Source organism: Tritonibacter scottomollicae, assembly GCF_003003215.1.
GTDB lineage: Bacteria > Pseudomonadota > Alphaproteobacteria > Rhodobacterales > Rhodobacteraceae > Epibacterium > Epibacterium scottomollicae.
On record NZ_PVUF01000013.1, the window covers coordinates 1 to 13,287 of the forward strand.

Sequence of the window (13,287 nt, forward strand, 5' to 3'; positions counted from 1 at the left end):
GTGCCGTGGGCGCGAAGACCGCATTCATTGCCCCGGGATCACCTTGGGAGAACGGCTACTGCGAGAGCTTCAACGCCCGCTTCCGGGATGAGTTACTAAACGGCGAGGTCTTCACCACGCTGCGTGAAGCACAGATCCTCATCGAACGCTGGCGTCGCCACTACAACACGGTTAGGCCCCACAGCGCCTTAGGATACCGGCCCCCAGCGCCCAAAAGCATCGTCCTGATAGACCAAAGGCCGACGATGCATTAACATTCAAATTGGACCACTCGATGGGGGCACATCATTTCCGCATCGTCTGTCTCCTCGTTTGGAGAACAGGCTAACTTCAAAACGCGGACATTTCAGGGGAGCACTTCATTGAGCAAGGGCATGAGCATGGACCACAAGAAGCTCTACCGGATCTACCACGAGGAAGGGCTGTCCGTGAAAAGGCGAGGCGCTCGCAAGTGAGCACGTCGCACAAAGACCCCGATGGCCAACCAGACATTGCAGCAAGCGCGCCGGATGCTTGAGGAACTTGAGGGCGTCGCGCCCGGCCCGCTTGCGCCGGACGAGAACCCGAATTCCCAAACCCAACCTGCAGACCTTCGTTATGACTGACTGAGCGGCAGGAGGTAGGTCACTGCAAGACATGCCTCCGCAAGATCGTCCCTTTGGGCGCAAGCAGATCATCCCGAAGAAACCAGAAACGGTCCAACGGAAGACCATAGAAAGCCAGAGCTTGCTTCACCGAAAAACCGCCGCATAATCACACCAACCAGATGAGCCAGATCCGCTCTTAGCTCAGGCTGCCATCTGTCACATAATTCCCTAAGATGGGCAGTGTCGAATGACAGATTTTGATTGGACAGAACGCTTCGAGGGGACGGCCGCTCTACCTGTTGATGTGCGAAGGCGATTGAATGCAACAGCACGCATTCTCAAGTTCTCACGCGGCGATCAAGTCTTTGGGCCCATGAGCGTGCCCGACGGTTTGTTCTTTCTGTACGAAGGTCGTATCCGCGTATCACAGAGTTCGGAGAACGGGCGGGAGATCGTATTGTACCGTGTGGATGCAGGCGAGAGCTGCGTTCTGACGACCGCCTGTATGCTGGCTGAAGAGGCGTATAATGCCGAAGGCGTTGCTGAAACTGATGTAACCGCCATCCTGTTGCCCAAGACTGCCTTTGATCGCCTTGCGGCGGAAGAAGACGCGTTTCGCAACTTTGTGTTCGCGGCCTATTCGCGCCGTTTGATCGACCTGTTGCGCGTGGTGGATGACGTGGCCTTTGGCCGGATCGACGTGCGTCTGGCAGAGCGGCTTTTGACACTTGGCCAGGGCCGGAAAGAGGTTCGTGCGACTCATCAGGATTTGGCGAGCGAGCTTGGAACCGCGCGTGAAGTGATTTCACGCGTGTTGAATGATTTTCAAAAACGTGACCTGATCGCGCAATCGCGCGGCGTGATAAGCTTATCAGATAAGATGGGTCTCGCCACGATCGCGCAAAGTGCATGATGCGGTTTCGGGGCCGTCGACTTGCGTGACAATGTCACTGAAGGGGCGCTGATAAAGTCATATGTGTTTATCAGTTTTTCACCTGAGGAGACGATCATGTCCACCAACGTCGGCACCTTTGACCGCATTCTACGCGCCATACTTGGCGTCGCGCTCCTATATCTCGCCTTCTTTAGCGGTTTGCCCGCCTTCGACGCTGGCCTGTCGAAAATAGCGACCGCCGGTGTTGGCGGTGTCATGCTGATTGTCGCAGCGCTACGCATGTGTCCGCTTTATAGCATCTTCGGTCTTAGAACCTGCCGGGTGTGCTAATGGAGACGGCATTCACACCTTTCACTTCATTTGGCGGTGGCCTCGTGATTGGTCTTGGCGCGGTACTCCTGATGCTTGGGTTGGGGCGGATCCTTGGGGCAACCGGGATCATGTCCGGTCTGGTTCTACCGCAAAACCGCAGCGAGGCTGCGTGGCGGGGCGCTCTGGTCGTCGGCATGATCGCGGCTCCCGGAGTGATCTTCCTTGTGAGCGGCAGCATGCCTCAGGTCAATGTGCCCGTCAGCCCGGCCATGATCGCCATCGGCGGCGTCATTGTCGGACTTGGGGCAAGTCTCGGGTCGGGATGTACGTCTGGCCATGGCGTCTGTGGGCTTTCGCGGCTGTCCATTAGGTCGCTTGTTGCGGTCCCGACCTTTATGGCTACGGCGGCCATCACCGTTTTCATCATTCGCCACGTGTTTGGAGGTTGACCCGTGAAAGTGATATTTGCTGGCCTGACGGGCCTTGTCTTCGGCATCGGAATCGCACTTTCGGGCATGATGAATCCGGCCAAAGTTCTGAATTTCTTTGATGTCGCCGGGCAATGGGACGCAAGTCTTGCCTTCGTGATGGGGGGCGCTTTGATTGTGACCGCATTGGGCTATCGTCTGGTTTGGCGGCGCTCAAAGCCAGTGTTCGACGACCAATTTCAGATACCGGGCAGTACTCGGATTGATCGTAAGCTTCTCGGCGGTTCTGCTTTGTTCGGCATCGGATGGGGGATCGCTGGCTTTTGTCCGGGTGCGGCGCTGCCTGCACTGGGAACGGGGCGTTGGGAAGTGGTGTTGTTTGTCGTTGCAGTGATCGTGGGGCTTGTCCTCAGGCGTGTTTTGGACAACCTGTGGCCTGCTCGTGTCCCGCAATGAGATGTCGTATCTATATCCGAGCGGTCGACAGTGCGATGATGCACTTAGGGCGCAATCAATGACCGCGTTTGCAAGCAAGGAGACCCAATATGACCTATCCTGTGAACATGGAAGTCAAACCTGACGTTCAGGCCTTCTTCGATGCAGCAACAAATACAATCAGCTATATCGTCAAAGATCCGGCATCCAATTCCTGCGCGATTGTCGATAGTGTCATGGATATCGATTATGCTGCGGGCCGGATCACCTTTGATCACGCGGATGAATTGATCCGTCAAATTGAAGCCCGAGGCCTCAAGCTCGAATGGATTATCGAGACGCATGTACACGCAGACCATTTGAGCGCGGCGCCCTACATCCAGGACAAACTGGGAGGGAAGATCGGAGTTGGCGAAAAAATTACTGTCGTGCAGGATGTGTTTGGAAAAGTGTTCAATGAAGACACTGCATTCCAGCGTGATGGTAGCCAATTTGATGCCCTGTTTAAGGATGGCGACACCTACATGATCGGCCACATGCAGGCCTTCGCCATGTACACGCCGGGTCACACACCCGCCTGTATGGTGCATGTCATGGGCAACGCCACATTCGTGGGAGATACTTTGTTCATGCCCGACGGAGGCTCGGCCCGTTGTGATTTCCCCGGCGGTTCCGCTGAAGAACTCTATGAGAGCATTATGAAAGTGCTTGCTCTGCCGGATGATATGCGCCTGTTCATGTGCCATGACTACGGTCCCAACGGACGCGATATTCAGTGGGAAACCACGGTGGCCGAAGAAAAGGCTCACAATATCCATGTCGGCGGCGACAAGACGAAGGACGACTTCGTGAAGTTCCGCACCGAACGTGACGCGCAGCTGGCGATGCCCAAACTGATCATTCCGTCCCTGCAGGTGAACATGCGCGCGGGGGAGGTGCCGACGGACAAGGACGGGAACCCGATGCTCAAAGTGCCGGTGAATGGTCTGTAAGTGCAAGACAGGTCATGGACGTCAGCACTGCCTCAGCAGGAAGGACCGCCAGTGCGCCTTTCAGGCGCGCAGGCATGAACGCTATCAGCGCGGTTGGCGATGACGTGCCGGATGCCGCCCGACGTATTCCGACTGATAACAAGACACTCACCGACAGAACTGTTCCCAGTTTCCCTTGGAAAATCTGATGGGCGATGCGGCTGGCATCTGGGTCGCGGCGGTTTCGTCTCAGCCTTTTACCGCAAGAATGGATGGATCGGCAAACTGCGCATTTGGTGTAGGTTATGCCCCTTATTGAATTGACTCTCTGATGATCTCCTTTTCACACTATCTGCCGATCCTCTCCTGGGGGCGGCACTATGACCGCAGTGCGTTGTCCAACGACATGGTCGCCGCAGTGATCGTCACGATCATGCTGATCCCACAATCTTTGGCCTATGCGCTGCTGGCTGGCCTCCCGCCCGAGGCAGGGATCTACGCATCAATTGCGCCGATCATGCTCTATGCCATCTTTGGGACCTCACGCGCATTGGCCGTGGGGCCCGTCGCGGTGGTGTCCTTGCTGACGGCGTCTGCAATTGGGCAAGTGGCAGAGGCAGGGACAGCGGGCTACGCCATTGCGGCGCTTACACTCGCGGGGGTGTCGGGGGTGTTTCTTTTACTCTTGGGTGTCTTCCGCTTGGGGTTTCTGGCAAATTTTCTGAGCCATCCGGTGATCGCGGGCTTTATCACCGCCTCGGGTATCCTGATCGCGACCAGCCAGCTGAAACACATCCTTGGTGTCAGCGCCCATGGGCATACATTGCCGGAAATGCTTGGATCACTCTTGGCTCATCTCGATCAAATCAACTGGATCACAGTCGTTATCGGGACAAGCGCGACGGGGTTCTTGTTCTGGGTCCGGGGCAATTTGAAACCTTTGCTGAAAGGGCTGGGGGCCGGACCGTTGCTGACGGACCTCGTGGCCAAGTCGGGCCCGGTTGCAGCAGTGGTGGCGACAACTCTTGCGGTCTGGGCATTCGGGCTGGATCAGGCAGGGGTGAGCGTTGTGGGTAGCGTGCCGCAAAGCCTGCCTCCCCTGACGTTGCCCGGCCTGTCCCCGGATCTGATAAGCGCGCTATTGGTGCCTGCAATCCTGATTTCTGTAATCGGTTTCGTCGAGAGTATTTCCGTTGCACAAACACTGGCCGCCAAGAAGCGTCAGCGGGTCGATCCGGATCAGGAGCTGATCGGGCTGGGCGCGGCTAATCTGGGTGCGGCCTTCACGGGGGGCTTTCCGGTCACGGGAGGTTTTTCACGTTCCATCGTGAATTTTGATGCAGGGGCCGAGACCCCAGCCGCGGGTATCTACACCGCCATCGGTCTTGCAATCGCATCCTTCGCGTTGACACCGTTGGTCTTCTATCTGCCGCAAGCGACCCTTGCGGCGACAATCATCGTCGCGGTGCTGTCGCTCGTGGACTTTTCGATCCTGAAAAAGACATGGGGCTATGCGCGGGCTGACTTCACGGCCGTTGTCTCCACCATTTTGCTGACTCTTGGCATGGGTGTGGAAGTGGGCGTCGCCAGCGGCGTGGCGATTTCGATCCTGCTGCATCTCTACAAGACGTCACGACCTCATGTGGCCGAGGTCGGGCTTGTCCCCGGCACCCAACATTTCCGCAACGTGAAACGGCATGCCGTTGAAACCAGCCCCCATGTATTGAGCTTGCGGGTGGATGAAAGCCTCTACTTCGTGAACGCGCGCTTTTTGGAAACACTCGTGCAGTCTCGCGTCACAACCGGATGCGACATTAGGGATGTTGTCCTGATGTTTTCCGCAGTCAATGAAGTGGACTTTTCCGCGCTGGAGAGCCTCGAAGCCATCAACTTGCGGCTGATCGACATGGGGGTCGGTCTACACTTGTCAGAGGTTAAGGGGCCGGTGATGGACCGCCTGCAAAGAACCCATTTTATTGATGAGTTGAACGGTGACGTGTTTCTCTCACAATTTGATGCATGGACTCATTTGATGAGCGCGAAACCTACCGCAAGGTAGCTGGTTCTTGAGTCGCCTGACTTCTGGTTCTGACCGAAGCGACGAATTGCAGACCTGCTGAGCATTGGCCCAGCGAAAGTCAGACCACCAGCCCTTGGCGCTTGAGGTTTTCAAGTTCCTCGGAAATCGCGTGGGCGAAGGCTTCACCGACCGCACTTAGGGGGCGGTCGCGCGGTACGAATTGCGCAATGTCCCAAGTGATTTCGGGAATGAGCCGATGGGCAGTAACCTTGTCGGGATCAATCAACCTTATGGCGACAGGATCGACAATGGCGACTCCGACGCCACGCTCAACGAGCCGCACGACGCCGTGCAGTGTGCGCAGTTCGGCAGCAATCGTGCGGCGGACGTCGATGGTGTCCATCATGTTGTCTACGCGTTGCCGCAACGGGCTGTCGGGGGAAAGATCGATAAACCATTCCTTGCGCAGGCGCGGCAGGGGAATTTCGTCTTCCTGTCCCAAAGGGTGGCCCTTCGGCATGATGCAGCGCGCGGTGCACCGGCCCAGCGGTCTTGCGTCGCCGCCAAAGGCGTCGGCATTCAGGGTGATGCCAAAGGCAAGATCACAGCGCTGTTCAGAGATCATCCGCAACAGTTCCGCCATGCCGACATCAACGATCTGCACTGTTGCATGTGGATGCGTTGCACGGAATCTCCGCAACGCATCAAGCAGGAATGTATCGCAGAAGACCGGTTGAGCGGCGATCACCAGGTGACCAACTTGTCCGTTGGCGATGGCAACCGCTTCTTGTTCCAGGTCGCGCAATCCCGCCAGATGGCGCATCACGGATTGGTGGAAACGGAACGCCTCCGGAGTAGGGGTCAACCGGTTCCGTTTACGCAAGAAAAGCGCAAAACCCGTTTTGTCTTCAAGGCCTGAAAGCAGCCGGCTGATCATCGGCTGGCTTGTGTCCATATGCTCAGCCGCAAGCTTCACGCCGCCAAGGCGCATATAGGCGTCGAAGGCCTCCAACTCGCGTGTCTTGTACATGGCAACTCCTCAGTATGCATTTTGTGCAATTTATGACTGCCCATTGTCAATACACGCATACTGTGGATGGTGCCGATGATCCAACAGTTCCGGGCTTCCCGGACCAGACGTGAGGTTACAATGAAGAAACTAATCGGTTCGATCGCCCTAGCCGTGATCGCAGCAACTGGCCCCGCAGCGGCCCAGACCTACCCCGAACAGGCCGTGACGCTGGTGGTGCCTTACGGTCCCGGTGGTGCCTCAGACCTCGCCGGTCGCGCATTGGCAGAGACGGCACCGTCCGCGCTCGGTCAACCCGTGACAGTTATGAACCGGCCCGGCGCAGGCGGCATGAATGGCGCGCGGTCTGTCGCACAGGCCGATGCAGATGGCTACACGCTGTTGCTGGCGCGTGTCGGCATGGCGCTCTCGCCTGCTGTGACACCGCAGTCTGCCGTGGCTTGGGACGCCTACACGTTCCTCGGCATGCTGGAAGCAACACCCATGATCCTCGCCGTGCGTGCGGATGCTCCCTACGAGGATGTTGAGGGGCTGGTCGCAGCAATCAAGGAAAGCCAGGGCGGCATGACCTATGCGGCGTCGGGCGCAACAGCGATCGATGGCTTTACCACGCAGGCGCTGCTGGCCGACAATGATCTCGACCCGCTGACGGCGGCGACACTGGTGCCCTACAAAGGGGGCGGCGCACTGGCGACGGCACTGCTGGGCGGTCACGTTGATTTCGTCGCGATGGCGGCGGGTTCACTGATGCCGCATATCGAAAGCGGCGACCTGAAGGCGCTTATGGTTTTTGCGCCCAAGCGCATGGACAAGCTGCCCGACGTCGCAACCGCACAGGAGCTGGGCTACGAGAAGGCGGGCCAGATCACGGGCTGGAGCGCGCTTTATGGTCCCAAGGATCTGCCGGAAGACGTCATTGCAAAATGGGACGCGGTTCTCGGTGATGTGGCCACGAACGAACAATGGCTCGAGCTGGCCAAACGTCGTGGCTCCATCTCGACAGTCGGTGATGTCGACATGACCGATTATGCCAAGACGCAATACGAGCTGTTCAACGGGCTCGCGCAGGATTTCGGCTACCTGCCGAACTAAGGGCACGCCCTCTGGGCCGCTCGACGACACGCAGGCGCGGTCCCGATGGGGTCGCGCCGCTTTCCTCGCAAGAGGACTTCTTCTCCAGGAGCATCGCTATGACTAAGCCCGTTCTGCGGGGGCTGATAATTGCAGCTTTCTTCGCGCTTACCGCCTTCGTTCTGGTTCCCGTATTCGTCCCCCGTCCCGCGTTCATTCCGGGCTTTGCGCCACCGCCGGACATGTGGCCGCGTACCGTATCAACGATCGGAATCGGACTTGGCCTGCTGGCGCTGTTCCTTGCCTTCACTCGGCCAACCACAGCCGAGGAGCGGATCGAGACCGATGGCAGCAGTCAATTGCAGATGGTCCTTCGGTTTCTCGAGCTGGTCGTGGTCTTCGGTCTCTTTCTGGGGCTGCTTCCGCACCTCGGCTTTCTCCTCGCAACCATGCTGTTGACCCTGACCGTGGTTCTGCTGACGGGGGAGCGACAACATCGGTTGTGGATCGTGCTGCTGTCCTTTGTTGCACCGGTCCTGCTGCTTCTGTTCTTCAACTATTCGCTCGGCACGCAGTTCCCCAAGGGCGTACTGACGAAGCCCTTCGGCTTCTGATCGGAGATCCTCATGCTCAACGATATCCTCTTGGCGCTCTATGCGGTCGCCACCGTCCAGAACCTTCTGATCATGATTGCCGGCATCTGGGGCGGCGTGATTGTCGGCGCGATCCCCGGCATGACCGGCACCATGGCGGTGACATTGGCGTTGCCCTTCACCTTCTACATGGATCCGGTGCCCTCGATCCTGCTGCTCGTCGCTCTCTACAAGGGCTCGACCTATGGCGGCTCGGTCTCCGCGATCCTGATCAAGACACCGGGCACGGCCTCTGCCGCCTGTACCGCGCTGGACGGGTATCCGCTGGCACAACAGGGCAAGGCAGGCAAAGCGCTGAATATGGCGCTTTATTCCTCGGTGACAGGCGATTTCATTTCGAACCTATCATTGATCTTCTTTGCGGCACCGCTGGCGGTCCTCGCCCTGCGCATCGGCCCGCCTGAGTTCTTCATGCTGATGCTGTTTGCCCTGACAACGGTTGCGGGCGTTTCCGGCAATTCACTTCTGCTCGGGCTGGTTTCGGCGGCGCTGGGCCTGTTGTTGGCGACGGTCGGAGAGGACATGTACGGGTCGTTCCGTTTTGCCTTCACTCCGGACATGCAGGCAGGCCTGTCGATCGCGCCGGTTCTGATCGGTCTCTTTGCGCTGCCGGAGCTGATAAAGCTCGTCGTGATGCGGGCGGCCAAAAAAGAGGAGGCGGCAACACTGGGTGCGCAGCATGTGACGCGCGAAGAATTCATGGGCTCGTTGCGCAGTATCCTCAAGGGGTCGGTGATCGGCTCATTCCTGGGCGCTATTCCCGGCATCGGCCCGTCGTCTGCGGCATTCTTTTCCTACGGCGAGGCGCAGCGCAGTTCAAAGAATGGCGCCAACTTCGGCAAAGGAGAGCTTGAGGGGATCGCGGCGTCGGAATCTGCCAATAACGGTGCCTGTGGTGCCACGATGATCCCGCTGCTGGCGCTTGGTGTTCCGGGCGATGTGATCACCGGGGTCATGCTGGGAGCCTTCATGATCCAGGGCCTGACGCCTGGGCCGCTGTTGTTCCAGACCAATATCCACGAAGTTTACATGCTGCTGATCGGAATGCTGGTGTCGTCGGTGTTGCTGTTCTTTGCAGGCAAGGCGACCATGCGCATGTTCGCCAAGGTCTCGTATATCCCGCAGACGCTGCTGACACCGCTGGTGCTGCTGCTGTGTATCTTCGGCATCTACTCGATCGCGTCGAGTACCTTCGATGTGGCTGTGCTGCTGGTCATGGGGCTGGTTGGATTTGGAATGTTCCTGTTGAACATTCCGGCCGCGCCCTTCCTGATCGCCTTCATTCTCGGCCCGATGCTGGAAGAGAACCTGCGCCGCGCATTGGCAATCTCACGCGGGGACCCGGCGGTGCTGCTGTCCTCCCCCATCACCTGGATCTTTGCCGTGCTGATCGTGTTCGCACTCAGCTTCACGCTGCGCCGTGAGATCCGGAAATCAAAGACAGAAAGACAAGTTCCACAATGACACACCAGAGCGAGCGCACCTTCGCCGAGGGCCTGAAGGACCGCGCGGCCCAACATCTCTCCGACCTGATCGCCTTTGACACGGTATCCCGCAACGGCAACCGGCCCTTGATTGATCATATGGCCGCGTATCTCGGTGAGCTGGGTGCCCGCATCACCATTCTTCCAGATGAGACCGGCGCCAAGGCGAACCTCATTGCGGCCTTCGGGCCCGAGGCTGTTGCAGGTGTTGTGTGGTCTGGCCACACGGATGTGGTGCCCGCGGATGAGCCAGAGTGGATCAGCAACCCCTTCGTGGCCGAAGTGCGTGACGGCAAGCTTTATGGCCGTGGGGCCTGCGACATGAAGGGCTTTGCCGCCTGTGCGATGGCGGTTGCGCCCGATCTGGCGGCGGCAAAACTGAGCCGCCCCGTCTACTTGTGTTTTTCCTACGATGAGGAAGTGGGCTGCCTCGGTGCGCCTGCGATCGCACAGCATCTGGCGGCGCTGCCAGTGCCACCGGAGTTCGCCATTATCGGCGAACCCTCAATGATGAAGCTGGTGACGGGGCAGAAGGGCAAGATCGCCATGCGGGCGCAGGTGACGGGCACCTCGGGGCATTCGTCCTTTGCGCCAGAGCATGTGAACGCCATCGAATACGCCGCGCAGGCGATTGCAAAGATTTCGGAGCGGGGGCAGCGCTACGAGGTCGAGGGGCCGTTTGACGCAGATTTCACAGTGCCGCATGCGACGATGCTGGCGACCATGATCAAAGGCGGCGTGGCGACAAATGTCACCCCTGAGAGCTGCGGTTTCACCTTCGAGCTTCGGTCGATTTCCGAGATGGATCCTGACGCGGATATGGCCGAGCTGCTGGCGGAGATCGAGGCCGACGTCAGCGCTCCGATGGCCGAGAAAGTTGCAGGCACCGGCATCACCTTCGAACGGATCTTCGCCTATCCCGCGATGGGGGAGGCCCGAAACACGGCCGGCTTCACCCGCTACGCGCATCTGCTGCCAGAGTGGGGCGGCAAGGTTTCCTACGGGTCCGAAGGCGGTGTGTTTGAGCAGATTGGGGGTATTCCGTCAGTGATCGTCGGGCCGGGATCCATTGCACAGGCACATAGGCCCAATGAGTATGTCGAGCTGGATCAGCTGGGCCTATGTGTCGATTTTCTGCGGGACATCATCGGATATCTGGCAGAGCAGCCCGCTGCAGCCAGCGCCTGATCACTAAAGCCGGAACCGCTCCAAGGGGCGGTTCCGGGTCAATGTTTTGGCCGTGCTGGATCAGTTTGGCTTACCTGTCGCATGGGCGCGCCCGCACCCTGCGACAGGTCAGCGTCGTTTAGAAAATGGCCGACGGCAGCCAGGTGGCGAGACCGGGCAGCATCCAGACCAAGATGACCCCCACCGCCTGCAAGAAGATGAACGGTATGACACCCTGATAAATGTGCCGCGTGGTGACCTCTGCCGGAGCGGCACCGCGCAGATAGAACAGCGAGAAGCCGAATGGCGGCGTCAGAAAGCTGGTCTGCAGGTTGATCGCAATCAATATCCCGAGCCAGATCGGATCATGGCCCATGACGATAAGCGAGGGCGTGACCAGCGGCAGGACGATCACCGAGATTTCGACAAAGTCCAGGAAGAACCCCAGCACAAAGATGAACAGCATGCTGAAGATCAGTGCGCCAGTTGGTCCGCCAGGCATGTTCTCCAGAATATGTGCCACGCGTTCCTCGCCCCCCAGCCCGATGAACACCAGCGAGAACACGCCCGCTGCAAGCATCGTGGCAAAGATCATCGCGGTCATCGTCGTGGTCGAGGTGACGGCCTCGTGCAGGATGCGTTTGCGCAGGCCGCTGCGCAGGGCAAAAAGTACCGCCGCGGCCCCGCCTACGGTGAGGAGCGCATAGAACGCGCCAGCGGCAAGATCGAAGCCATCCAGGTCATTGCGTTGCAAACGGACGGGGTGCAGACCTGACAGAATGCCGAGCAGGATCAGTGCGAAGGCGCCGATGGCAATGACGCGAGCAGGGGCTCCGGCCCGCAGTCCCGCCATAAGAAGCGCACCGATTGCCCCCACAGACGCAGCCTCTGTCGGGGTTGCGATGCCGCCGAGAATGGCACCCAGCACAGCGACGATCAGCAGCACCGGCGGCACAACTGCGCCGATCACTTCCTGGCGAGTCGGGCGTGTCATGCCGGACAGCGCGGCGGGCATGTCCTGCGGTCGCAGCAGGCCGCGTACCACGATATACACGAGATACAGAACCACCAGAACAAGCCCTGGCACCAGTGCGGCAGCAAAGAACTGGCCGACGGACAACGCCTCGACCGAGAACTTGCCCTGTTCGTATTGGGCTTGCTGGTAGGCGTTTGACATCACGTCCGCCAGAATGATCAGAAGCGTCGATGGCGGAATGATCTGCCCCAAGGTGCCCGCCGTACAGACGATACCGGCCGCAACACGTGGATCATACCCCGAGCGCAACATGGTCGGCAGGGCGATCATGCCCATCGCCACCACAGTTGCTCCGACGATCCCGGTCGAGGCTGCCAGCAGCGCGCCGACCAGAACCACCGAGATCCCCAGACCTCCGTTCAGTCGGCCAAAGAGACGCCCCATAGTGTCGAGGAGTTCCTCGGCGATGCGGCTTTTTTCAAGTATGGCGCCCATCAGGACGAACAGTGGAATGGCAATCAGGACTTCGTTGCTGAGAACCCCAAAGGCGCGTTGACTGAGCGCGCCCATCAGGGAGATGTCCATCACGTCCAGCATCCAGCCCAGATAGGCAAAGAGCACCGCCACCCCTGCGATGGAGAAGGCGACCGGGAAACCCAGCAGGATTGTCGCCATCAAGGCGGCGAACATGATCAGGTCGAGATAGGCGGTCATTGGGGCTGTTCCTCGGCAAACAGGCGGATCAAAAGGGCGATGGATTGCAGCATCACAAGGATGCAGAACGCCGGGATCAGGGATTTCAGAAGGAACACGGCCTCAATTCCGCCGACCGCGATCGGGCCTTCGAGAATGGCCCAGGAATTCCGAACAGACGGCCAGGACCAGAAAAGCAGCGCCGCCATTGACGGCAGCAGCAGGAAGAGATGACCGAAGATGTCGATCCGCCTTTTGACGCGTTCGGTGGCGGCGGCGTAGAACACATCGACGCGGACGTGTTTGTCCACCAGAAGCGTGTAGCCAGCTGCAAGCATGAACAGGGTTGCGTGCATATAGAGCACGCTTTCCTGCGCGGCGATGGAGTTTACGCCAAAAACATACCGCCCGACGACGATGCCAAACTGGACAAGCACCATCACCAACGCCAACCACCGTATCACCGCCGCTATCGCGCGGTTGATACCGTCCAGCGTATCCGCAATCCCTAGCATCCTGCCTCTCCCCCAATAGAATACCGGCGCCCGTATCTCAGGGCGCCGGC

Annotated in this window: 14 protein-coding genes; 11 read left to right on the top strand and 3 right to left on the bottom strand. The window is 59.0% G+C overall.

All coding sequences use genetic code 11. The annotated features are described in order from the left end of the window. From CLV89_RS16975 to CLV89_RS17005, 7 genes are all read left to right on the top strand, one after another. Positions 1-254: integrase core domain-containing protein (locus CLV89_RS16975; protein WP_133166708.1), on the top strand; the 254-nt coding region annotated here is incomplete at its 5' end. A gap of 580 nt (positions 255-834) precedes the next feature. After that, positions 835-1,500 carry a Crp/Fnr family transcriptional regulator gene (locus CLV89_RS16980; protein ID WP_106164866.1) on the top strand — a complete coding sequence of 222 codons (666 nt, stop codon included), beginning with the start codon at positions 835-837 and terminating at the stop codon, positions 1,498-1,500. Positions 1,501-1,596: 96 nt separating this feature from the next. Further along, positions 1,597-1,812 (top strand): YgaP family membrane protein, encoded by a 216-nt coding sequence (locus tag CLV89_RS16985; RefSeq protein ID WP_106164867.1) that lies wholly within the window; start codon positions 1,597-1,599, stop codon positions 1,810-1,812. Further along, on the top strand, positions 1,812-2,243 hold the full coding sequence (locus CLV89_RS16990; protein ID WP_106164868.1) for a YeeE/YedE family protein: 432 nt from the start codon (positions 1,812-1,814) through the stop codon (positions 2,241-2,243). Before CLV89_RS16985 ends, CLV89_RS16990 begins: the two co-directional genes overlap by 1 nt. A gap of 3 nt (positions 2,244-2,246) precedes the next feature. Further along, positions 2,247-2,678, top strand: a complete 432-nt coding sequence (locus tag CLV89_RS16995) for a DUF6691 family protein (protein ID WP_106164869.1) — start codon at positions 2,247-2,249, stop codon at positions 2,676-2,678. Positions 2,679-2,767: 89 nt separating this feature from the next. Beyond that, positions 2,768-3,649: an MBL fold metallo-hydrolase gene (locus CLV89_RS17000; protein WP_106164870.1), complete on the top strand. Its 882-nt coding sequence runs from the start codon at positions 2,768-2,770 to the stop codon at positions 3,647-3,649. A 310-nt stretch (positions 3,650-3,959) separates the two neighbouring features. Continuing rightward, positions 3,960-5,687, top strand: coding sequence for a SulP family inorganic anion transporter (locus CLV89_RS17005; protein WP_106164871.1), 1,728 nt, complete (start codon positions 3,960-3,962; stop codon positions 5,685-5,687). 79 nt (positions 5,688-5,766) lie between these two features. On the opposite strand, the gene CLV89_RS17010 is transcribed toward CLV89_RS17005, so the two are convergent. Further along, positions 5,767-6,660 (bottom strand): LysR family transcriptional regulator, encoded by an 894-nt coding sequence (locus tag CLV89_RS17010; RefSeq protein WP_243395048.1) that lies wholly within the window; start codon positions 6,658-6,660, stop codon positions 5,767-5,769. 138 nt (positions 6,661-6,798) lie between these two features. Between CLV89_RS17010 and CLV89_RS17015 the strand changes: the two genes are divergently transcribed. The 4 genes from CLV89_RS17015 (at position 6,799) to argE (ending at position 11,074) form a co-directional block, all read left to right on the top strand. Continuing rightward, complete coding sequence (locus CLV89_RS17015) at positions 6,799-7,770, top strand: Bug family tripartite tricarboxylate transporter substrate binding protein (protein ID WP_106164873.1); 972 nt, start codon at positions 6,799-6,801, stop codon at positions 7,768-7,770. A gap of 98 nt (positions 7,771-7,868) precedes the next feature. Then, positions 7,869-8,363, top strand: a complete 495-nt coding sequence (locus CLV89_RS17020; RefSeq protein WP_106164874.1) for a tripartite tricarboxylate transporter TctB family protein — start codon at positions 7,869-7,871, stop codon at positions 8,361-8,363. Between the two features lie 12 nt (positions 8,364-8,375). Then, a complete protein-coding gene (locus CLV89_RS17025; protein WP_106164875.1) occupies positions 8,376-9,866 on the top strand; it encodes a tripartite tricarboxylate transporter permease in 1,491 nt (496 codons plus the stop codon). Next, on the top strand, positions 9,863-11,074 hold the full coding sequence (gene argE / locus CLV89_RS17030; RefSeq protein ID WP_106164876.1) for an acetylornithine deacetylase: 1,212 nt from the start codon (positions 9,863-9,865) through the stop codon (positions 11,072-11,074). Before CLV89_RS17025 ends, argE begins: the two co-directional genes overlap by 4 nt. Positions 11,075-11,192: 118 nt before the next feature. Here argE and CLV89_RS17035 read toward each other — a convergent pair whose 3' ends face one another. Continuing rightward, positions 11,193-12,743: a TRAP transporter large permease gene (locus tag CLV89_RS17035; RefSeq protein WP_106164877.1), complete on the bottom strand. Its 1,551-nt coding sequence runs from the start codon at positions 12,741-12,743 to the stop codon at positions 11,193-11,195. Further along, on the bottom strand, positions 12,740-13,237 hold the full coding sequence (locus tag CLV89_RS17040; RefSeq protein WP_106164878.1) for a TRAP transporter small permease subunit: 498 nt from the start codon (positions 13,235-13,237) through the stop codon (positions 12,740-12,742). The genes CLV89_RS17035 and CLV89_RS17040 overlap by 4 nt, the downstream gene beginning before the upstream one ends. Positions 13,238-13,287 lie beyond the last annotated feature (50 nt).

What these genes read in the sequence shown, in the direction of transcription:
- CLV89_RS17020 (WP_106164874.1), top strand. Translation starts at nt 7,869, where the DNA reads ATGACTAAGCCCGTTCTGCGGGGGCTGATAATTGCAGCTTTCTTCGCG.
- CLV89_RS16990 (WP_106164868.1), top strand. Translation starts at nt 1,812, where the DNA reads ATGGAGACGGCATTCACACCTTTCACTTCATTTGGCGGTGGCCTCGTG.
- CLV89_RS17035 (WP_106164877.1), bottom strand. Translation starts at nt 12,743, where the DNA reads ATGACCGCCTATCTCGACCTGATCATGTTCGCCGCCTTGATGGCGACA.
- CLV89_RS17000 (WP_106164870.1), top strand. Translation starts at nt 2,768, where the DNA reads ATGACCTATCCTGTGAACATGGAAGTCAAACCTGACGTTCAGGCCTTC.
- CLV89_RS17015 (WP_106164873.1), top strand. Translation starts at nt 6,799, where the DNA reads ATGAAGAAACTAATCGGTTCGATCGCCCTAGCCGTGATCGCAGCAACT.
- argE (WP_106164876.1), top strand. Translation starts at nt 9,863, where the DNA reads ATGACACACCAGAGCGAGCGCACCTTCGCCGAGGGCCTGAAGGACCGC.
- CLV89_RS17025 (WP_106164875.1), top strand. Translation starts at nt 8,376, where the DNA reads ATGCTCAACGATATCCTCTTGGCGCTCTATGCGGTCGCCACCGTCCAG.
- CLV89_RS16985 (WP_106164867.1), top strand. Translation starts at nt 1,597, where the DNA reads ATGTCCACCAACGTCGGCACCTTTGACCGCATTCTACGCGCCATACTT.
- CLV89_RS16980 (WP_106164866.1), top strand. Translation starts at nt 835, where the DNA reads ATGACAGATTTTGATTGGACAGAACGCTTCGAGGGGACGGCCGCTCTA.
- CLV89_RS17005 (WP_106164871.1), top strand. Translation starts at nt 3,960, where the DNA reads ATGATCTCCTTTTCACACTATCTGCCGATCCTCTCCTGGGGGCGGCAC.
- CLV89_RS17040 (WP_106164878.1), bottom strand. Translation starts at nt 13,237, where the DNA reads ATGCTAGGGATTGCGGATACGCTGGACGGTATCAACCGCGCGATAGCG.